Annotated in this window: 20 protein-coding genes and 1 riboswitch; of the genes, 5 read left to right on the forward strand and 15 right to left on the reverse strand. The window is 61.4% G+C overall.

Annotation, left to right across the window (positions count from 1 at the left end):
• Position 1 precedes the first annotated feature (1 nt).
• The 8 genes from NKH41_RS26045 to NKH41_RS26080 form a co-directional block, all read right to left on the reverse strand.
• The gene (locus NKH41_RS26045) at positions 2–727 is read right to left on the reverse strand and encodes a GntR family transcriptional regulator (RefSeq protein WP_352470533.1); all 726 of its coding nucleotides are present in this window, start codon (positions 725–727) and stop codon (positions 2–4) included.
• Positions 728–1,139: 412 nt separating this feature from the next.
• Positions 1,140–1,913 (reverse strand): hydroxymethylpyrimidine/phosphomethylpyrimidine kinase, encoded by a 774-nt coding sequence (locus NKH41_RS26050; protein ID WP_352768908.1) that lies wholly within the window; start codon positions 1,911–1,913, stop codon positions 1,140–1,142.
• Positions 1,904–2,509 carry a thiamine phosphate synthase gene (locus NKH41_RS26055; protein WP_352470532.1) on the reverse strand — a complete coding sequence of 202 codons (606 nt, stop codon included), beginning with the start codon at positions 2,507–2,509 and terminating at the stop codon, positions 1,904–1,906. Before NKH41_RS26055 ends, NKH41_RS26050 begins: the two co-directional genes overlap by 10 nt.
• Positions 2,506–3,279, reverse strand: a complete 774-nt coding sequence (locus NKH41_RS26060) for a thiazole synthase (protein WP_352540067.1) — start codon at positions 3,277–3,279, stop codon at positions 2,506–2,508. The genes NKH41_RS26055 and NKH41_RS26060 overlap by 4 nt, the downstream gene beginning before the upstream one ends.
• Before the next feature lies 1 nt (position 3,280).
• Entirely contained in the window at positions 3,281–3,478 is a 198-nt protein-coding gene (gene thiS / locus NKH41_RS26065; RefSeq protein ID WP_023679205.1) for a sulfur carrier protein ThiS, read from the reverse strand.
• Positions 3,447–4,448: a glycine oxidase ThiO gene (gene thiO, locus NKH41_RS26070; protein ID WP_352768528.1), complete on the reverse strand. Its 1,002-nt coding sequence runs from the start codon at positions 4,446–4,448 to the stop codon at positions 3,447–3,449. The genes thiS and thiO overlap by 32 nt, the downstream gene beginning before the upstream one ends.
• Positions 4,445–6,280, reverse strand: a complete 1,836-nt coding sequence (gene thiC, locus NKH41_RS26075) for a phosphomethylpyrimidine synthase ThiC (RefSeq protein ID WP_352768525.1) — start codon at positions 6,278–6,280, stop codon at positions 4,445–4,447. Before thiC ends, thiO begins: the two co-directional genes overlap by 4 nt.
• 103 nt (positions 6,281–6,383) lie before the next feature.
• Positions 6,384–6,500: riboswitch (TPP riboswitch) on the reverse strand.
• 181 nt (positions 6,501–6,681) lie between these two features.
• The gene (locus NKH41_RS26080; protein WP_352768522.1) at positions 6,682–8,226 is read right to left on the reverse strand and encodes a Fic family protein; all 1,545 of its coding nucleotides are present in this window, start codon (positions 8,224–8,226) and stop codon (positions 6,682–6,684) included.
• Positions 8,227–9,357: 1,131 nt separating this feature from the next.
• Between NKH41_RS26080 and NKH41_RS26085 the strand changes: the two genes are divergently transcribed.
• The 4 genes from NKH41_RS26085 (at position 9,358) to NKH41_RS26100 (ending at position 13,329) form a co-directional block, all read left to right on the forward strand.
• Positions 9,358–9,813, forward strand: a complete 456-nt coding sequence (locus NKH41_RS26085) for a YybH family protein (protein ID WP_352768520.1) — start codon at positions 9,358–9,360, stop codon at positions 9,811–9,813.
• A gap of 525 nt (positions 9,814–10,338) precedes the next feature.
• Positions 10,339–12,336, forward strand: coding sequence for a conjugal transfer protein TraG (locus NKH41_RS26090; protein ID WP_352768518.1), 1,998 nt, complete (start codon positions 10,339–10,341; stop codon positions 12,334–12,336).
• Entirely contained in the window at positions 12,320–12,775 is a 456-nt protein-coding gene (locus NKH41_RS26095; protein WP_352768515.1) for a CopG family transcriptional regulator, read from the forward strand. The genes NKH41_RS26090 and NKH41_RS26095 overlap by 17 nt, the downstream gene beginning before the upstream one ends.
• Before the next feature lie 383 nt (positions 12,776–13,158).
• A complete protein-coding gene (locus NKH41_RS26100) occupies positions 13,159–13,329 on the forward strand; it encodes a hypothetical protein (RefSeq protein ID WP_352768514.1) in 171 nt (56 codons plus the stop codon).
• Between the two features lie 723 nt (positions 13,330–14,052).
• On the opposite strand, the gene NKH41_RS26105 is transcribed toward NKH41_RS26100, so the two are convergent.
• Complete coding sequence (locus NKH41_RS26105) at positions 14,053–14,358, reverse strand: hypothetical protein (RefSeq protein WP_352768512.1); 306 nt, start codon at positions 14,356–14,358, stop codon at positions 14,053–14,055.
• A 669-nt stretch (positions 14,359–15,027) separates the two neighbouring features.
• Positions 15,028–15,921, reverse strand: a complete 894-nt coding sequence (locus tag NKH41_RS26110; RefSeq protein ID WP_352768511.1) for a hypothetical protein — start codon at positions 15,919–15,921, stop codon at positions 15,028–15,030.
• Between the two features lie 632 nt (positions 15,922–16,553).
• On the opposite strand from NKH41_RS26110, the gene NKH41_RS26115 reads away from it, so the two are divergent.
• A complete protein-coding gene (locus NKH41_RS26115; RefSeq protein ID WP_352612592.1) occupies positions 16,554–16,679 on the forward strand; it encodes a hypothetical protein in 126 nt (41 codons plus the stop codon).
• A 289-nt stretch (positions 16,680–16,968) separates the two neighbouring features.
• Here the strand turns inward: NKH41_RS26115 and tnpC are convergent, their stop codons facing one another.
• The 5 genes from tnpC to NKH41_RS26140 all read right to left on the reverse strand — a co-directional run bounded on the left by tnpC (position 16,969) and on the right by NKH41_RS26140 (position 20,727).
• A complete protein-coding gene (tnpC, locus tag NKH41_RS26120) occupies positions 16,969–18,501 on the reverse strand; it encodes an IS66 family transposase (RefSeq protein WP_352780435.1) in 1,533 nt (510 codons plus the stop codon).
• 69 nt (positions 18,502–18,570) lie between these two features.
• Positions 18,571–18,927: an IS66 family insertion sequence element accessory protein TnpB gene (tnpB, locus tag NKH41_RS26125; RefSeq protein ID WP_352934581.1), complete on the reverse strand. Its 357-nt coding sequence runs from the start codon at positions 18,925–18,927 to the stop codon at positions 18,571–18,573.
• Positions 18,924–19,358, reverse strand: coding sequence for an IS66-like element accessory protein TnpA (tnpA, locus tag NKH41_RS26130; protein WP_352773010.1), 435 nt, complete (start codon positions 19,356–19,358; stop codon positions 18,924–18,926). The genes tnpB and tnpA overlap by 4 nt, the downstream gene beginning before the upstream one ends.
• An 80-nt stretch (positions 19,359–19,438) precedes the next feature.
• The gene (locus tag NKH41_RS26135) at positions 19,439–19,627 is read right to left on the reverse strand and encodes a DUF3072 domain-containing protein (RefSeq protein ID WP_352773008.1); all 189 of its coding nucleotides are present in this window, start codon (positions 19,625–19,627) and stop codon (positions 19,439–19,441) included.
• A 425-nt stretch (positions 19,628–20,052) separates the two neighbouring features.
• On the reverse strand, positions 20,053–20,727 hold the full coding sequence (locus NKH41_RS26140) for a Crp/Fnr family transcriptional regulator (protein WP_352685433.1): 675 nt from the start codon (positions 20,725–20,727) through the stop codon (positions 20,053–20,055).
• Positions 20,728–21,009: the final 282 nt, after the last annotated feature.

Genomic DNA, 21,009 nt, shown 5'->3' on the forward strand with positions numbered 1-21,009 from the left:
CTCAGAACCTCATATGCAGCGCAAAATGCGCCGGGTTGAGCAGGCTGGTCACATATTCGATCGGCCGGTCATCGGCGGCGCGGGTCAACCGGCGACCGCGAAGGAACGGCGTGCCTTGCGGGCAACCGAGGATTGCAGAGTCCTCGGCGTTGAGCATTTCGATGCCGACCCATTCCTCGCCATGGTCGGGAATGAGGCCCGCGCCGCGCAGCGTCTGGTGCAGCGAGCCTTCGCGCAGGCCGCGCAACGGCACGTCCTCCAGTTCCGGCGACAATGGCAGGCGGCTGCGCTCGATGGAGATGGCGTGGCCGTCGCTGGCATTGGTGCGCACCCGGTCGACAGCGATGAAAAACGGGTTTTCTATACCAAGCAGTGCGGCAAGACCGGGGTCCTCGATCACCTCGAGCCGCAGCGTCCGCGTCTCGGCGTTGGCGCCGGCGTTGGCGAGCGCCCGCGACCAACCGATGGAGTCATCAACGGGCTTGCCATCGAAGGTGACGAAAGAGCCGATGCCGACTTTGGTCGTGATCAGCCCGCGGTTGGACAGTTCCTCGAGGCCTTTGCGGACGGTGTTGCGGCTGACGGAGAAACGCTGGACGAGCTTGTTCTCGCTTTGCAGCCGGTCGCCGAAGCCGAGAACACCGGAGCGGATTTCATGTTCGAGAACGGTGGCGATCTGTTCGGGCTTGCCCGTGCCGGGAGACAGTTGAACCAAGCGCCGCTTCATATGGGTACCTGTTCAGTGATCCTGTATAATCCTGTTCATATCACGGCAGGCTTGTCAACGAGTGCCGCATGGAGCAGTTCGTGATCCCGAGTCCGGTTCAACAGGACGGCATAAGGAGCGTCAGCCTAGCGCCGCCGCAGCCGAGACGCGGGATCGACCGCTCCCGTCGAGGGGCATCGTTTAGCAGGAGCTCGCGACCAAGGTGAATTCCAGGATCGCAGTCGGATGGGGGGAAAGGATGCCACACGACGCACTAGATACGGCGCACGACGGCCGCCTCGCCATCGTTGATCTCGCGGTCGCCGCCTGGCGAGGCCGTCAAACTACTCCTGTCGAGTGAGGTGAATTACGAGGGTAAATTACCAGCCCGGACCCGCGAGAGGCAGGCGTGTCTTTCGAGAGTTGGAAAATCTTACAAATTTCGTCGGTCTGCTGCATTCTTCTTAAACATGGCCAAGACAAGCCGCTTGCCTTCGCGCACACTGTCTTCGAGCGGCTTCGCCTTCGCCAGATGCGCCGCAATCGCGCTAGCCAGCATGCAACCCGTCCCGCGCATTGATGCGACAAGACGAGGTGCGTCGAAGCGGATTGGTTCTTGATCGGAACGCAACAGAATATCGGTTGATCGAGGTCCTGATGCGTGGCCCCCTTTGATCAGCAGGCCCGGCACGCCGGCTGCCAGCAATTTCCGTCCCAGTCTCACCGCGTCGCTCTCGTCGGCTGGCGGTTCCGCACCAACAAGGAGCGCCAGCTCCAGGAGATTGGGGGTCACAAGGCAGCAAAGCGGCATCAGGTCGCGCCTCATGGCAGCGATGGCACCTGCTTCCAGAAGCCCCCGGCCGGAGCTCGAGGCCAGCACCGGATCGAGCACTGCCGGCACCTGCGGATTTTCGCGCAGCACGCCGGCAATGGCAACGACGATCTCAGCCGTTGCGAGCATGCCGATCTTAATTGCCGCCACCTTGTTGGCCTGTAGCGCGGCGCACATCTGATCGGCCACAAGATCGGGCTGCGAAGGATGGATTTCCATTACGGCTTCGTGCGTCTGCACCGTCAGCGCTGTGACAGCCAGGCAGGTGCGCACGCCAATGGAAGAGATCGTCTCGATATCACGTGCAATTCCAGCCCCACCGCTGGGGTCTGATCCGCCGACCACGAGCACATGCGGTTCTCGCCTCAGCGCCATGGCTTTGTCTTTTCGATCCATTCTCGCGTGCGCGCTTCGGGATCGGCATTCAACGTGATGTCGGTGACCACCGCCGCGCTGTCCGCACCAGCCTCGAAGACACCGTCGAGCCGGTCGGGGTTGAGGCCGCCGATGGAGACCAATGGGATCGGCGCCACTCGATGCTTCCACTCGCTGATCCGCTCGAGCCCTTGCGGCGCCCATTTCATCTGCTTCAGGATGGTGGGATAGATGGGGCCGAGCGCGATATAGTCGGGCTCGGCAGCGATGGCCGTTTCCAGTTCGAGATGATCGTGCGTGCTGAGCCCGAGCTTCAATCCGGCGTACTTAATCGCCAGCAGGTCGGCCGCAGCCAAATCCTCTTGGCCGAGATGGACGAAGTCGCAGCCTTCCTCAATGGCGAGCCGCCAATAATCGTTGACGATCAGTTGGCAACCATGGACCGCGCAGACGCCGTTCGCGCGGCGGATTTCCGTCCGCAGCGTGGCCTCGTCCCTATCCTTGATCCGCAACTGAACCAGCTTGACGCCAAGTGGCACCAGCCGTTCGATCCAGGCGGCGCTGTCGACGATCAGGTAGAAGGGATCGAGCTTCATGAGAAAACCGCCCTGCCGAATGTTGGTGTCGATGGCACCGCGACGTCGCGGGGTTCGAGCATCCCCGAGCTGAAAGCTTCTCGACCGGCGTCGACCGCCTTGCCGAACGCACGCGCCATGCCGACCGGATCGGCCGCCTTGGCGACCGCTGTGTTCAGGAGCACGGCATCAAAGCCGAACTCCATGACTGTTGCCGCGTGCGATGGCCGTCCGAGACCAGCATCCACGATCAGCGGGACATCAGGGAAATGTCCGCGCATCGAGCGCAGCGCCATGATGTTGACCGGCCCGAGGGCGGAACCGATCGGTGCGCACCAGGGCATCAAGACCTTGCAGCCCGCCGCAAGCAGCCGCTCGGCGACGACAAGGTCGTCGGTAGTATACGGGAACACCGCAAAACCGTCCTCGCACAGGATGCGGGCGGCTTCGAGCAGACCGAACACGTCCGGCTGCAGCGTGTCGTGATTGCCGATCACTTCGAGCTTGATCCAGGGCGTGCCGAAGACTTCGCGCGCCATTTGTGCGGTCGTGACCGCTTCCTTGACGGAGTGGCAGCCAGCAGTGTTGGGCAGGATTCTGACACCAAGCGACCGGATCAACGACCAGAATTTTTCGCCAGCCCTGCCGCCTGCCATTTCACGGCGCAACGAGACGGTCACCACCGAGGTGCCCGATGCCCTGACTGCATCGGCAAGGATGGCCGGCGAAGGATATTGAGCGGTGCCGAGAAGCAGGCGGGAGGGAAGCGTCGTCCCGAGAAGATCGAACATGCTAGCCTCCCTGCATGGGCGAGAGGATTTCGATCCGGTCGCCGTCGTTCAATTGGAATTCCGCCCGGCTGGCTTTGTGCACGAGGTCGTTGTTGACGGCGGTCGCGAGCCAATCGCCCTCATAGTCAAGCGCGGCAAGCAGCTCGGCCAGCGTGGTGGCGGCAACCTCATGCACTTTGCCGTTGACCATCAGTTTCATGAGCAAGCTCCACGGGTTTGTCGTGATTGAAGACAATTTCGCCCGCCAGGCGCGCCATGGCAGGGGCGAGAAGAAAGCCATGGCGATAGAGCCCGTTGATCGCGACGGTGTCTCCGCTCATTTCGACGCGCGGCAGATTGTCGGGAAAGGCTGGACGGACGCCGACACCGGTTTCAACGATCTCGGCCTCGCCAAAGGCCGGATGGAGGGCATAGGCGGTACCCAGAAGCTCCATCATGGAGCGCGCCGTGACCGGTCTGGCGGACCGGCTTTCAATCATCGTCGCACCGATCATGAACTGGGCGTCGGCACGCGGTACCGCATAGAGCGGAAAGCGCGGATGCAGCAACCGGACCGGGCGCGACAGCGAGAAGTCTGGCGTGTTTAGGATCAGCATTTCGCCGCGAACGCCGCGAAGCCTGTCATCGGCGGCTGCCATTCCCGTGCAATCGATCTGACGATCGAAACCGGAAACATGCCGGGCGTCGGTGCCGAAGTGGAATTTGACACCCATGGCTGCGAGCTTGTCATGAAGTGCTGCCATCGCCTGGCGCGGATCGAGATGGCCCTCATCGGGAAAGAGCAATCCGCGGCGAAAGCGGCCGGCTAAGTCGGGCTCCAGGAGCGCAATTTCGTCTTCGTCGACACGCCGATGGCCCGACGTGCGGCTGGCGAGGCGGTCGAGCTCGCCGGCATCGCGCGGGGCGGCCACGACAAGTGTTCCGCCCCGTGTCACCTGACCCGGCAGCACCGCATCCCACCAGTCGGCAGCGTCACGTCCAAGGTCCAGCACCGGCTGCTCGGCGCTTTCACGCTCGCACCATGGCGCCAGCATGCCGCCGGCGAACCACGACGCATTGCCTCCAAGGCCATGCCGGATCTCGGCGACCGTGACCGTCGCGCCGCGGGCGGCGAGTTCGAAGGCGACGGTGAGGCCGGCGACGCCGGCCCCCTTTATCAGCACCTTCATGACGGCTTACCTGGCTGAGGCGTGAGCGGTGCGCCGGTCTCGTCCGCTGGCACGTAGAGATCGCCGCCCTCGCGGTATTTCGCCGCCATCGCCGCCATGCCCTCTTTCTGTGCCTCGGCGCGGATGTCGTGAGAGATACGCATCGAGCAGAATTTCGGTCCGCACATCGAGCAGAAATGCGCCAGCTTGTGCGCCTCCTTGGGCAAGGTCTGGTCGTGGAAGGACCGTGCGGTTTCGGGGTCGAGCGACAGGTTGAACTGGTCCTCCCAGCGGAACTCGAAGCGCGCGCGGGAAAGGGCGTCATCCCTGACTTTCGCCGCCGGGTGGCCCTTCGCCAGGTCGGCCGCGTGCGCTGCGATCTTGTAGGTGATCACGCCGGTCTTGACGTCATCGCGGTCGGGAAGGCCGAGATGCTCCTTGGGCGTGACGTAGCAGAGCATGGCCGTTCCGAACCAGCCGATCATCGCCGCGCCGATGCCGGAAGTGATGTGGTCGTAGCCCGGCGCGATGTCGGTCGTCAGCGGTCCAAGCGTATAGAACGGCGCCTCGCCACAGACGGCGAGCTGCTTGTCCATGTTCGCCTTGATCTTGTGCATCGGCACGTGGCCGGGCCCCTCGATCATCACCTGGCAATCTTTCGCCCAGGCGATCTGCGTCAGCTCGCCGAGCGTTTCCAGCTCGGCGAATTGCGCCGCGTCGTTGGCATCGGCAATCGAGCCGGGACGAAGGCCGTCGCCGAGCGAGAAGGAGACGTCATAAGCGCGGCAGATGTCGCAGATCTCCGCAAAGTGCTCGTAGAGGAAGCTTTCCCGGTGATGGTGCAGGCACCATTTTGCCATGATCGAGCCGCCGCGCGAGACGATACCCGTGACCCGGTTAACGGTCAGCGGGATGTAATGCAGCCGCACGCCGGCGTGGATGGTGAAATAGTCGACGCCCTGTTCGGCCTGTTCGATCAGCGTGTCGCGGTAAACCTCCCAGGTAAGATCCTCGGCAATGCCGCCGACTTTCTCGAGCGCCTGGTAGAGCGGCACCGTGCCGATCGGCACCGGCGAGTTGCGGACGATCCATTCGCGGATGTTGTGGATGTTGCGGCCGGTCGACAGATCCATCACCGTGTCGGCGCCCCAGCGGATCGCCCACACCATCTTTTCGACCTCTTCAGCCATCGACGATGTGACGGCGGAGTTACCGATATTGGCGTTGATCTTGACCAGGAAATTGCGGCCGATGATCATCGGTTCGCTCTCGGGATGATTGATGTTGGCGGGAATGATCGCGCGTCCGCGCGCCACCTCGTGGCGGACGAATTCAGGCGTGACGAAGTCGGGGATCGCCGCGCCGAAGGCCTCGCCGTCGCGCTCAAGCTTGCCGTGCAGGATCTCGCGACCAAGGTTCTCGCGGATGGCGACGAACTCCATTTCGGGCGTGATGATGCCAGCGCGCGCATAAGCAAGCTGTGTCACCGCCTTGCCGGTCTGAGCCCGGAGTGGCCGGTTGCGGACTGGAAATTCCGGTGTTAGGCGCTCGCCCGCCGCAAACCCATTGTCTTCTGGCCGGACGTGGCGGCCGTCATAGGCTTCGACATCGCCGCGCGCGGTGACGCATTCATGGCGAAGCCGTGCAAGGCCGTTTTCGATGCTGGTTTCGACAGTCGGGTCGGTATAGGGGCCGGACGGATCGTAAGCGGTCACCGGCGGCTCGCCTGCCGTCGGATGGACGGAGATTTCGCGCATCGGCACCCTGATCTGCGGGTGGATGGCACCGGGCTTGTGGATTTTGCGTGAGGCAGGCAGCGGTCCCGTCGACACGGCGGGGGTGAGGGCATTCATCTTGAGGCTCCTTTGCTCGTGCATTGGAGACCCAGTTCTGTGCCGGAAGGATGAAAAGACGCTTCTGTCGACCTGCCGAAACAGGACCTCGGGCGTGAACTCCCGCAAAGCGCTTGCACCGTCCCTACGCCAGTATGAACTGGATCAGGTTCAACGGGTCACTGCGCCGCGAAAGCCAGCAGTATCTCAGCCCCTTGCCGGGACTCCCCTGGTGAATGCGTGAGGTTGGACGGGACGGCTCCGGTTTGTCAAGCGCGTTCTGGCCGCGGCTGATCGGCGGCCGGTCAGACCGTGCGGAAAAATCGTGCATGTCTCGGCGACAAGTCAAGCGTCGGAGATGAAGGCAAGGACAAGGGAATCGCAAAGCGTCGGACTAAAAATCGATCCTGATGATCACACCTTCAATGGGCACCAAAGGTTTGCGCGTAGATCGCCTCGATTCTTCCTGCCTCGTCACTGGTCAGCGCGGCGAATTCCTTCTCGCGCGCGCGGTTCGATAGATGGCCATCATTCTGGTGAAGAAAACGGAAGAGCAGATCGGTCAACCGCTCGGGCATGTCGATAAAGGCGTCCACCTGCTGCCGGAACTGATCGTAGCGCTGCAGAAATGCGGTTTCCTCGGGAAGGTCCCGTTCGATCGTCCGCTGAACGCAAGCATAGAGGAATTCGGCGTGCGGGGTTGCATCGAAGAACCGGTAGAAATCACCGGTGTCATTCAGCACCCGGACGTTGAATTGCGGCGTCGGTTCCCATTCCACCAACGGCAGAAGGCGCTGCGAATAGCTCTCGAGCACGCCCCTGTACTCGTTGATCTGGTCCAGGATCGCGGCCGAGACGGGAAAGACCACTCCCGGCGGATTGAAGCCGCGCATGGCAAGGACGTGGTGGATTAGGTAGCGGTGAATGCGGCCGTTTCCGTCCTCGAACGGGTGAATATAGACAAAGCCGAAGGCGAGGATTGCGGCGGCTACGACTGCATCAAGCTTTTGCGCGGGGCCCTGATCGAACGCCGCCATTCCATCGATTAGCCGCGGCAGGTCCTCGGGCCGAGCGCTGATGTGATGGGGCAAGGGCGTACCGTTGTCTCGATCATGCTCACCGACGAAACCTCCTTCTTTTCGGAAGCCAAGTCTTACGAAACGAGCGTCACCAAGTACAATTCTTTGCAGACGCAGCAGCTCATCGCGATCGATCGGCCAGCGGCCGGCTTCGCCGATGGCGCGGCCCCAGCGCTGGATGCGATCTTGCGGCGGGTGCTCGCCCTCGATCGCATAGCTTGATCGCGAGTCTTTGAGCAAAAGAAAGGCGGCGGTCCGAGCAAGGAGGTCGCGCGGCACGTCCGCTACGATTGCCTCCGCGCGCCGCGGTAGTTCAAGGCCGATGAATTTTTCGAGAATCTTGGTGCGGAACACCAGAGGGCAGAACTCACGCGTGCCGGGGAGATTGTCCCTTACGCGATAGCGCGAAGCGGTCTTGTCGGGTCCGGGCCACTGCAGCTCGGGATCGACAACCGGAATGTATCGTCCGGCCTCCGCGTCCGGCAGATCGATACGCGCGTCCCTCAGCCATTCATATAAAAACCAGATGCGGCGGGCATAACTGCCGGTCGGGCTTTCACGGACCAGCGCCTCGATCGGCGCGGGACCGGTCACTTGGAACAGCCGCTTGAGGACGGCAAGGTCCAGTCCCTCGTACTTGAGCGCAAAGGTCAGGTGGCCTTCGAGGGTAGGATTTGGGGCATGGCGGGGGGTCATGATCCGCCAGCCATCCCGTTCGGTAATGCGATGATGCTCGCCAGTGGCGAACAACCTACGGGGCAAGGGCGCGGCGAGCCTGTAGGCTCCGATCAGGGCGCTGTACCCGGCCGGGGTCGCCGTTTCAGGAAGGCGGATTTCCTGAAAAACGGTAACAGGACCTGAAAATTGGTGCTGTTGCACCGCAGGCATGAAACGCGAATCCTTCCATTGAATTTTGGTTTAGTCGGCAAAACCTATGAAAAATGATCCTATCCCATGAAAATTGATGCCACAAGACAAATTTTCCGAAAACCGATTCTAAGATAGTGCTGAGGTCGATCAAGCAAGAACTCCGCCACCGGCTCAAGGAAGCGACTTCAGACCAAAAAGGTGAGTCCAGGAACCGCCATTCGCCCGTCTTAGTCACGAGGCCGGCACGGATGGCCCGCCTTACGTCGAGCCGGATTGCTCGAGCGCGCCGTTCGGGGCTCACTCATAGAGCACTCCGGTGCGCGATCCCGATTTGATAGCCGCGATCACGCTCGCGACTGATCTTGGTGACGTGGCGGCGTCGGAGTAGAAAAGTGATGCAGGATCTCGGTGGCGTCGTGTGTGTGTGACCTGAAGTGAGTTCTCTGCGGTATGGGGGGCGGCACGCAGCGCGCGTCTTCTCGGCAAACAGATCGACGAAGCGGCACCGAAGGGAAGTTCCTGGCATTCATTCTCGCCATCGCTGCCCCAATTTGCCGATCGGACTGCCGATCGATCTCGCCCAATACTTTGCGCGCGCAAGGGCCGAAGCCGAACTGGGCGGCACCTGCTCATTCGGGAGCTGACTCATGCTTGGTGCCCGAGAGAGCTGTGCCTGATCGAATGCGTGAAATCGTAGCTCGGAGTGGAGAGGCTGACGCGGTCATCTGTCACCCGCCTTCGGGCTGTAACGGAAAGCGCGACATCGTCTCCAATGCTCGTTCCCCACGTCGAGGGGCCCAGCGGCTTGGCTACGGGGGGACTGTCAGCTAGTGGCCGCTGGGCCTTGACGACCAGCGACCGTAAGAGGAGGCCCTGTGCTGGCTGACGAAAACTTGCGAGCAAAGCCACGGAAAAGCATCATTCGAACGAACTCTTTCGTCGAGACGAGGAGGGCAGTGAGGCGGTAGCCGCCGCTTTGAAGCTCTCCGGCAGCTGCTACGCTGGTCATTCAGAGGGTCGCAGTTGCGCTTGCGCCGTCATATCAGATAAGTCTAATATAATCCGCGCCCGGCCATCGAACGCGCCGCGGCGCCCTCGGGTCGGCGCTATTCATCGGGTGGGCATGTCGGGCACGCAAGGGAGGACGAAATGAGACTGGTTCAGTCATTTGCATTTGCTGCTGTGCTGCTTTTTTCGTCTGCATTGTCTGCGGCCGCCCACTCGGCTCGTGAGGACATCGAAGCGGCGTTGGTAAAATTCATGGACGCCTTCAACAGCGGAAACGCAGCAGCGGTAGGTCAAATGTATACCGACGATGCCGCCCTGCTGCCACCCGACGGCAAACGCGTCGATGACCGCAAGGGCGTGGAAGAATTCTGGCAGGGCGCAATCAAGGCCGGGATGAAGAATCTCACCCTGAAGGCGCTGGAAGTGGAAGAGAGCGGGAATCTCGCCTACGAAGTTGGCGCATTTACGCTCGGTGTGCCGAGCAAAGGCGGTGCCCCTTCCACCGTTGCGGGCAAGTACATTGTCGTTTGGAAAAAAGGGGACGACGGGACGTGGCGCCTGCATCGGGACATCTGGAACTTTGGTGCGGCCCAATAGATTCCGCGACCCGTGAGGCCGGCGCGCGCAACAGTTCCAACGAAAGTCCATGGCAATAGTTGATGGGACTGAATTGATTAACAAAATTGAACAGACTTGATGGGTCTGCTCATCGAGTCGGCTCTGGATCTATCGCGCTACCGATCAGGGAGGCGGTAAGATTCGAGCTCAGCAGAACGGCAATTCCGGCTGACCACCACTTGCCGGGACTAGAGCGTTCTCCGGCTCGGCGCGCCGCTGAGGGCTCTTGTTCATTTGGTCGTGGGCAATCCGCGGTTCTCCAAGAACCCGTCCATCTCGTCAAATGCCATCTGAGCCGAGACAACTAATTATCATTGGGCAAAGTAGCGGCTCAACGGCTCCAGAAGAAAGCAGCCCCCCGATGCTCGTTCAACATTCGAGCCCGCATCGGGCAAGTCTTTCCACGTCCGGGTACGCCATGCTGCTTCGACCGCCCCTTTCTTCTTGCGGATTTAGGAATTCGAGCTTTTCGGTTGTTCCGATCATCCATTTGGGAAACGATCGATGCCGGCAAGCAAGGTTTTATGGGGCCAGATACTCACCGCCTTTCTGATCGTCGTCGCGACAACATGGGGAGCAACACAGTGGACGGCAGGGCGGCTCGGCTTTCAAAGCCAACTCGGTCCGCCGTGGTTCGAATTGGCTGGACAGCCCGTTTATCCGCCGCCAGCCTTTTTCTGGTGGTGGTTTTTCTACGACGCCTACGCGCCGAAGGTCTTCCTGGAGGGCGCGGCGATTGCGGCGAGCGGAAGCCTCATGGCTATCGTCGCAGCGATCGGGATGTCGCTGTGGCGGGGGCGCGAGGCAAAGGACACCACGACTTACGGCTCGGCGCGCTGGGCGACGCGAGACGAAATCAAGGCCGCTGGGATGATCGGTCAGGATGGGGTGATCCTGGGTATGTTGGGCCGACACTATCTGCGCCACGACGGTCCGGAACACGTGCTATGTTTCGCACCGACCCGAAGCGGGAAAGGCGTCGGCCTGGTCGTGCCGTCACTACTGACTTGGCCGGGTTCGGCAATCGTCCACGACATCAAAGGCGAAAACTGGGAACTGACGGCCGGATGGCGGGCCCGTTTCGGCCAGGTGCTTCTGTTCGACCCGACCAATGCTGGATCAGCAGCCTACAATCCTCTGCTGGAGGTGCGACGGGGCGAGTGGGAAGTTCGAGATGTGCAGAACGTGGCGGATGTCCTGGTCGACCCAGAAGGCACATTGGAACGCCGCAACCACTGGGAGAAGACCAGCCATGCATTGCTGGTCGGCGCAATACTGCACGTGCTCTATGCGGAGAAAGACAAGACCCTCGCAGGCGTGGCGAACTTCCTTTCCGATCCAGAGCGGCCGATCGAGGCAACGCTGCGCGCCATGATGCTGACGCGGCATTTGGGTGATGCAGGCCCGCATCCTGTCGTGGCGTCGGCTGCTCGGGAACTGCTTAACAAGTCCGAGAACGAGCGTTCCGGCGTGCTCTCGACGGCCATGAGTTTTCTGGGCCTCTACCGCGATCCAGTTGTGGCCAAGGTGACGTCATGCTGTGACTGGCGGATCGCAGACCTTGTCGAGGAGGCACGGCCGACGACGCTTTATCTGGTCGTGCCGCCATCGGACATCAGTCGCACAAAGCCGCTGATGCGACTCGTGCTTAACCAGATCGGCCGCAGGCTCGCCGAAGATCTTCACGCGAAGGATCACCGGCAGCGTCTTTTGATGCTGCTGGACGAGTTTCCCGCGCTCGGCAGGCTCGATTTCTTCGAAAGCGCGCTGGCCTTCATGGCCGGGTATGGCATCAAGTCGTTCCTGATTGCACAATCGCTCAATCAGATCGAGAAGGCCTACGGACCGAACAATTCCATCCTCGACAATTGTCATGTGCGGGTGAGCTTCGCCACGAATGACGAGAGGACGGCCAAGCGCGTCTCAGACTCTCTGGGGACCGCGACCGAGTTGCGCGCCATGAAGAACTATGCGGGGCACAGATTGTCGCCCTGGCTCGGGCATCTGATGGTGTCGCGGCAGGAAACGGCGCGTGCACTGATGACGCCGGGCGAGATCATGCAGCTGCCGCCGACCGAGGCGATCATTATGATCTCGGGCCAGTTCCCAATCCGTGCGAAGAAGGCACGCTACTTTGCCGACCCGCGTCTTGCTGAGCGCGTCTTGCCGCCACCAAGGACCGGAGGGACAACGCAGAACGCTCGCCCTGACGACTGGACCGACACGACACTTCTTGCTGGGCCGGAAGGCAAATCTCGCAAGCTGAGGCTTGCCAGGGATCAGCAGGACGAGGATCCGGCCAATGGCGGCATTCGCCGCCAGCCCGAGCTTCCCGAACACGAAGACATCGCGCCGGAACGAACGCCACGCTGCGACGATGAGTTCGACCTGGACAGGGACGAGCCCGATGATGACGCCGTTCGTCGCCGCAGTGTCGATCAAGCCATGAGACGCGCAGCTCGTCAGGCCGCCCTTGACCCCGATGATGGCATTGAGCTTTGAGCGCATGAAGAACGCCAAGAAAAGACGTCTGTCTGCCTATCTCGACCCTGACGTAATGAGGGCACTGGCAGATTACGCCGGGCGGCGCGAGGTCTCGCTGTCACTGGTCGCGGAGGCTGCGCTCGCGTCGTTCCTGTCGCCTGATGCCGAAGAGCGAAAGCAAGCGGCAATCACTCGACGCCTCGACCAGATCGATCGACGTGTGCAGCGTGTTGAACGCGATATCGGAATATCCATTGAGACACTCGCATTGTTCGTCCGCTTTTGGCTCAATTCGACTCCAGCCTTGCCGGAATCGGCGCAAGCGGAGGCGCGCGCCAAGGGCTTGCAGCGCTACGACAATTTCGTCGATGCGCTCGGGCGCCGGCTCAGCAAAGGACCAAGGCTCAGGCAGGAGATAGCCGACGATGTCCCGCCAGCGCCGCCAGCAACTGGATGAGCTTGCGGCAAGACCGGCGCTTCAACAGCCCAACCCCGGTGCCCGATTGCAGAGCTATTTTGCGCAGCTGATGGCCATCAGATCACCTTTCATCGGAGCGGCGGGCCTGGGCATTCGTCTCCACAGTCGATCTCGGCCAGTGTGCGTTGCAGAATCGGAGTTCTTTCGACCGCGCATGCTTGGTTGAATTCGAGCCTTGCCGCCGGAGGAACAGGTTCTTGCCCGTGCCGTAACCAAAGGTTGCAGATGATAATCACTTTGGACAGCCCGGTGGGACGGCATCGCTCGAACCGGACATCGGACCCTTCCTTAGGCGCAATAACTTTGAAACAAATCCTGCCGGCAAGCGTTCCAGCATAGCGGGCGGGTTGCCGGAGGACCCAATGCCCGACGATGACATCGTCATTCCCCAAGACCACGACGCTTCGCCACTTCGGGAGGAGGAGTATTATGTCGTTTGCCCGGCGTGCGGCCAGGCGTTCGATATCAGGTGTATGGCAGAGGCGCTTCATCACAACGAGCTGGGCCACGAGCCCTACGACCTCGACTCGTAGTCGGCAATTACCGACGGTCGTCGACGAACGTCGACCCTGATCGAGACCAACACCGAGGTAAGTTGTCGCTCATCTGGCCGGCGTTGCTTTCCGGTCGGCCTACAACGAATCCCCGTCGCCAGGGCGGAGCTTCGCCGGCACGCTATGTCGTGACAGACACCTTGCGGGCTTTCAGCGACGACTTGATCGCCGTTGCGGGCGTTGTCGATGCGGTCGTGGCCGTCACTGACCGCCATGGCCGTCACTGACCGGGTTGTTAACCCAGGGGGCGCTTACTCCACCGCAATACGTCGCCCAGTTCCCTCGCGACGCTCCGAAGCAGACCTATGCCGGCATCGGGGCCGGGACGAACATGTGATCTCCATAATGCGTACGAACCGGAGCCTGTCGCGATTGAAATTGCTGATCGGCGAACAGGCGCTCGTTGCAGAGAAAGGTTACAATCGATCGCGATGCCCGCGTGCCTTCACGCGACGGCACATGCTACGCGTCTTGGACGGGCGGGCCGCGGCAGGTGAAGCGCGCTTGCGATGGCCCGAATCTGGCTTGCTTCTCCAGTAACCCGGAAGACGCCAGGGACGCGCTGCGCTGGACCCGTGCCCTAGCCGTCGAGCTCCCATCTATCGGTTCGTCCGCTCCATATCCGGACAGGGCCGCACCCTTGGGCTGTTCAAAGGCGCTTGCATCTTCCCTGCGCCGACACCGGCCGTTGTATCCGGAGCGTCAACCCGCTGAAGTCCGGTTGTGCTTTCTCAGCCGAGTAATCGCCGAATTGTCGACAGTGATCACCCCGCCGCAGTCAATCCGCACAGTGAGTTTGTTCACCCCGCGATCGACGCGGGTGACGTCCCCAACAAGAACCACTCTGTCGCCGGCCCGGACTTTCGGTGGCGGATCAATCGTATAAGGATGGTCATACGAAGGAATGCTCACCCTGGCGCGCCCACTGGGGAGAATCGCGATCACGATACCTGCCAGCGCCACCTCATCGCCGACCTCAAATTCGCGAGGCATGTTAACGTGCAGCATGGTCTTCCTCCCGATGCCTTCCTAATTCACGCTTTGCTAAATTAATGCCCGGCCAACCAGGTTGGTTGCTTGCAATCGACTTCGTACGGTTCCGCACAATTCCAAGCTGGTATGCACTCCCAGTTGGCCTCGGATCGGCCTTGTGCGTCAAAATTCTGCAGAAACGGTTTGACGTTCAGGATGACCTTGGCGCGCCCGCCACACGGTAGCGGAGCGGCGGACTTCATCGCAGTCCGGCGATGGCATAAACGCTGAGCGTGAAGCGGAAATGAATCTTTCGCGTTCAGGTACATCGTTCTGGCAAATTCGAGGAACGCCACGCCGGAAGCAGGAAACGTGTGCTGTCCCCAAGCTCCCTCGGAAGGCAAGTTGACCACCCGCCCACCGTTAGTCTAGGTCCGGCCGGTGCGTTCCAAACGTCATAGAAGCCGGTCGATGGCTTTACTGCCACGCGGGTTATTGGAGCCGGATCATCGATGCTGGTGTCGTGCGCCTACGCGCACGTCAAGTCGGTTTCATGCATGGGACCTTCAAGGCCAGCGACGTCATCATCGAGCAATGTTCAGCCAAGCCGTATGTTGTTCGCAATCGTTGCACATGGAAGGCTCCGATCGGGGTGACATCTCAACACTAGGGCAACCGGACAGACGGTGGAAAACGGCCCCAGCTTCAAAAGCTAGAACAATGCCATAAGCCTTGTGCCCTTCTTCGCGCCAGGCTTCGAGCTATTTGGCGAGCTATCCTGAGTTCGGCCAGCGTTGGTTGCCACCAGCCTCGCTGCCGTTCCGGTAATCCGGCAGCACGCCGAGCGGGCCATGTTCTAATCAATTCAGCCAACGTCGCCGGACGCCATCGGCCCCAGACGTGGTCGACGTTCGCCTCGATCAAATGCGGATAGAACGCTGCTATCTGCGAGGCGTCGACGAGTTCACCCGAAATCTCGGTGAAGACCACGATACCGTATTGCTCCGTTGCCACGGCACGGCCAAGCCGGGGTAAATCGTCTGGGGGCAGTGGATAGCGACGTCGCCTGCGTTCGGCATACCGCAATCTGGCGGCTTTATATTCCTCGGAATCTTTGGAGGCTTCTCGTCGCCGTTTCCTCTCCTCCGGTTCTGCGCGGCCTGCGGCCCTTTCGATGCTTGGCCAATGGCGCTTCAACTCCTCGTACGAGCGGAAAGGCACCCTCCAGGCCCGCAGTTCGTCGTCCCAGCTCGCCCATGGAACGGCTCGCAGTTCCTCAAGAACCGTCCGCGAATAAGGCGTGCGAATGCGCAGGTCGTCCGCGACTTCCAGATACCGGCTCGACAGGGGATCGAAGGCGAAGGCATCCCGTCCCTTGCTGTCATCATGTGCTGCTCGCAAATCCGCCTCTTGCGCAAGCCAGCGCTGGATGCGCCGCGCTGCAGTCTTTCCTGGCACGAACCAGGTTCTGCGCTCGTCACTCCACCTGGCGCGCGGGAATGTCTGTCGAAACCGCTCAACCGCCGCACGATCGTACGGAAAGCGCGCTTCGGCACCAGGAGCCGTCTGCGGTGCAGCAGGGGCGTCGGATTTTTCCATCAGATTGCGAAGCACAGCATGCGCGCAAACAACGCGGTGCAGCTCATTTGGGTCCAAGAACATCAGAACGTATAGTTAGACCTGCAAGAGGAAGCCGATGAGGCGATCGGTGAAGACGCTCCCGCCTTACATATGCCGCTACGGTTGACCAGGATCCGCGTGAGAACTTCACGTTTGTGCTCCGATTGGCACCGGGTCCTGACAGCATCGTGCTTTCGGTTGTTCTGTGGTTCCTCGACCGATAGCACGACGGCGAGCCCGCGCCGCCGGAGGATAAGAACGACGCGGGCCGATCGGAGATATCCGATCTGGCAGCAAAAATATGAGGGAAAGAGTTTGCTGCGTGGGCAGAACTTTTCCTGCGCGCCGGTGTTCCATCGCGTGAGGAAAAAAGCCCGCCGCACAGGTTGATGCGGCGGGTCGATCAAACGCTGTTGCACCGAGCGGGGGGTCGGACATGCCCGGTGCGCGCGGACCACGCGAACTTTAGATGCACCAGCTGCGATGCGTCCACCAACCGACGGTTGGAGCTTCATTCCGAGAACTGCGCCATCGCCGTTGAGTGCATATCGGGAACCCAGCCTTGGCACAGCACGTTGCTCAGTCGCTGACCTTCGCAAAGGATGCATACAATGGCGAAAGACATATCTCGCGAGGAAGAGCAACGCGGCACCGAAAAAGTTTTCTTCTGGGGCGCTGCAATCGCCCTTGTCCTGTTTGTGTCTTTGGTTACCATCGCCCTCGTCGGAAGGGCCTGATCTGTTTCGACAGTAGGATTGGACCGGCGGGTGCGAGGTCTCGGTGGGTTTAGGGCGAATGCCGGGCTGTTGTACCCTATGAGCCGCTCCCATCCGCCGTTTGTCGTCTCGATCGCCGGTCGAGCCACAACGCACTGAATTCAGAAGATTCATTGCGGGTCACCTGCAGCAAAACTGTCCCAATCCAATCCGATCGGCTGTCCTTTGCTAGAGACGAAAAGCCACGGGCGGACGCTACAGGCCTAACTTTTCCCGGAGTGCACCAATGCGTTTAGAGTAAGCGCTGTTCTCAGGCCACGGCCTTGAGCTCAGGCGCCCGGATGTAGGCCCAGGGCAGCAGGTCGTCGAGCTGGCTGTTCGGATGGCCGTTGACGATCCTGGTGAGGACGTTGGCGAGATAGCCGAGCGGCTCGACACCGTTGAGTTTGCAGGTTTCGATGAGCGATGCGATGACTGCCCAGTGTTCGGCACCGCCGTCCGAGCCCGCGAAGAGCGCGTTCTTGCGGTTGAGCGCGATCGGACGGATTGAGCGCTCGACGGTGTTGCTGTCGATCTCGATGCGGCCGTCGTCAAGGAAGCGCGAGAGGCCTTGCCAGCGCGAGAGCGTGTAGCGGATCGCCTCGGCGAGCTTTGTCTTCTGGCTAATCAGGCCGAGCTTCTCGCGCAGCCAGGGTTCGAGATCGGCGACAATGGCACGGCTATTTTCCTGACGCATCGCACGGCGTTCATCGGCCGATCGGCCGCGGATATCGTCCTCTATTCTGTAGAGCTCGGCGATCCGTCTCAGCGCCTCGCCCGCGATCGGCGCCGGTCCGGACACGGCCAATTCATAGAACCGCCGGCGAACGTGCGCCCAGCAGAAGCCGAGCGTCACACCGCTCTTGTCGGCCAGCACACGATAGCCGCCATAGCCGTCGACCTGCAGGATTCCAGTGAAGCCTGCGAGATGAGCGATCGGACGCTCGGCCTTCCGATCTGGCGCATAGACATAGGCGACGCCCGGCGGGTCGCCGCCATTCCATGGTCGGTCATCGCGGGCATAGGCCCAGAGCTGCCCGTTCTTTGTCTTGCCGCGGCCGGGATCGAGCACCGGCGCGGTGGTCTCGTCAGCAAAGAGCTTCGGCGACGCCTTCAGATTGCCAAGCAGCCGCGCATGCACCGGACGCAGATGCCAGGCGGCACGGCCGACCCAGTCGGCGAGCGTGGAGCGATCGAGATTAATGCCCTGCCGGGCATAGATCTGGGCCTGACGATAGAGCGGCAGGTGATCGGCGTATTTGGAGACCAGGACCTGGGCGACCGTTGCCTCGGTCGGAAGACCACCCTCGATCAGGCGGGCGGGTGCCGGAGCCTGAACCACCACGTCCTCGCAGGTGCGGCAGGCATATTTGGGCCGGCGCACCACGATCACACGCAGCTGCGCCGGCACGATGTCGAGCCGCTCGCTCACGTCCTCGCCGATGCGATGCAGACCATTGCGGCAGCACGGGCAGGCTTGATCCTCGATGTCGACGACCATCTCCACGCGAGGAAGGTGTGCCGGCAGCGCGCCCCGATTCGCTCGGCGCTTTGCGACACGCGCCTGACGTTCGCCAAGAGCGGTCTGTGCCTGCTCTTCCTCACCGGCCGCCTCGATCTGTTCGGCTTCCTCAAGCCCCAGCAGAAGCTGGTCTTCGGGCAGCGTCTCAGCACGACGGCCGAAGCGGTGGCGCTGCAATTCCTTGATGATCTGGATCAGCCGGGCGTTCTCGACGTCGCGCGCCAGGATCATCGCCTTCAGCGCGTCCGGATCGTCGGGAAGCTGGTCAGCAGTCATCGCCATGGCCGGATCAGACCATATTCGACGACAGCCCGCGACAGCGGAATCCAGACTGATTCACTTCGTCGCGGGTCAGCCGGCCTGGGTTGGAACGCGGGTCCGGCGCGCCTCATGGACGCGCCGCCAGTCGAGACCTTCGAGTAGCGCCGAGAGCTGCGCGGCCGTCAGCCGCATCATGCCGTCATGTACTTTCGGCCAGCGGAACTCCCCATCCTCCAAACGCTTAGCATAGAGGCAGACGCCGGTGCCGTCCCAGAAGATCAGCTTGATCCGGTCAGTCCGCTTCGCCCGGAAGACGTAGACGGCCCCGCTGAACGGATCGGCCCCCATCGTCTCTCGCACCAGCGCAGCCAATCCCTCCGCACCCTTGCGGAAGTCGACCGGCTTCGTCGCCACCATGACCTTGACCGCACCCGTCGGCCCGATCACGACGTCGCCTTCAGCGCGCGGACCACTGCGGCCACCGTCTTGGCATCGGCGCCCCGGCCGACGCGCATCGCAACCCCGTCGATCTCAAGCTCGATCACTCCGGCGTCTCGAGTGGCTTGCCGTTTCTGCTGCTTCGGTGAACGGCTGGCTACAGGCTCCGCCGTCGCCACAACCGCCGGCACGAAGGCAGGAGAATTTTGCTGCACCGAAGCGGCCTGTTTGCGCGCTTCGCGGCGCCAGGCGAAGACCTGCTGCGGCCTGAGGCCATACCGGCGGGCGACCTCGGAAACGACTGCGTTCGGCTCCAGCGTCTCCGCGATGATCCGCGCCTTGTCATCCACCGACCAATGACGCCGACCGCCGGCACCGTTGATCACCTCGAAACGCCGAGGCTGCCGCTCCGGGTCAAGCGTAAGGTCAAGTCCAGACACAAGCCGATCTCCGATCCCAATACAGGATCGGCAACCTCACAGATCGCGACCACTCCCGAAAGGTGGTCCCACAACAGCGCTTACCGTTTAGAAGCTTCCGCCTTGCTAAGGCCGTCGGCATAGGCGTCAGGGTCGTCGGCCTGTTCGGCCAGAGTTTTCAGATATGAGGCTTGTGCGGGAGTCATTGGGTCATCTCCGCTGACCCAATCTTCCGGGTCTTTTCCGACATTTGCCGATGCCTCGATTTTTGGGTTGTGCCGGTCGCCCATGGTCAATCTCCCTTGATTGATCAGCACAATGAGAAACGATCATGATTTGTTCCGCCACATTTGGTAAGCTTTCTCAGGCCGTTTGCAGGGCTGCTCATCACCGACCTGGTCAGTGTGTGGGATCGGTCGGAGTAACGTCGACGCTGGCCGGGACCCGGACAACACGTCGACTGCGGCTGGATGGTGGTTCCCGCGCCGGACTGGCAGCCATATCCTGCTCTGGTCGCCAACGGCGCTGACAGAGCCTCCGGTCTCAACATATCAATTCTTTGCGGGAAGGGAGAGACTCGGCGTCCCTCACTCAACGGTCGCAACCAGCAGGGATTGCCCTTCGCGCATCGAGACCCCCCGCCCAGCATTAGCGATGGCCTGCCGCTTTAGGTAGTTTGTCTCATCCCATCGGCGGACTTCGATATTGGCGCGGATCATGGAGATGCCTGCTCGCCGATCAGGCGGGCGTATTCCGCCTCCGGCTGGCCATATGAGCTGTTTGCCAAGGTGATGAGACCAGTTCGATCACGGACGATGACCTCGCCACGATTTGACCTGATCAGACCGCGGCCTTCCAGCATTTGAAGTGCCAGGGTGACGCCCGGCCGTCGTACACCCAACATGACCGACAGGAATTCATGGGTAATCGGCAGCCGGTCGCCTTCTATGCGGTCGTTGCACATGACCAGCCATCTTGCCAGCCGTTCTTCCAGTTTCAAACGCGCATTGGCGAGGGCGGTATAGCTTGCCTGGATCCACGCGTAGTGCACGTACCGCAGCAGAAAAAGCCGCAGCGTCGGGCTGTCGGAAAGCGCCTTTGTGAATGGCTCGGCGTCCATGCTGGCAACCTCGGCATCCGCTTGAATGTAGCAGTCGTGCGGCGATCGATCGCCGCCCATGATCAGCGCCGAGCCGGTCATGCCCTCGAAACCAATGACTATAACTTCGGCGTCGACCTCCGGCCGGAGTTTCGCCACCATCGAGCCGATCCCGGTCTCAAAGAAGTAGACGGCCTCGATAGCGGCGTTTGCGGTTTCGAGCTGCGTCCTCAATGGCAGAAAGCTGCTGTGAAGGTGAGGCCTGAGCAATTGAAGATCGGCCGGAGACATGCGCCGCAGCAGTTCGTTTCTGTATACAGGCTCTGGGCTAGGAATTGGCTGTGGCGCCCGATCGCGGTCTTCTGAGTATGCGAGGCCAATTTTGGAGGTGTTGGGGCTGCTCATGGCTCCCTCCCGAATTGGGGCGGAAGCACGATGCTCGCTCACAGCCGGCGATGCCCTTAATGTTTATCACCGATCAAAGCAGAGTACGCCTTTCAAACCGGCGAGTCCCGACAATTATCCGTCGGTCGATGCGGCATGTCCACCTCTCCGGGCCTCCGCGCCCCTGTC

The organism is Mesorhizobium sp. M1169 (genome assembly GCF_040318345.1).
Classification (GTDB): Bacteria; Pseudomonadota; Alphaproteobacteria; order Rhizobiales; family Rhizobiaceae; genus Mesorhizobium.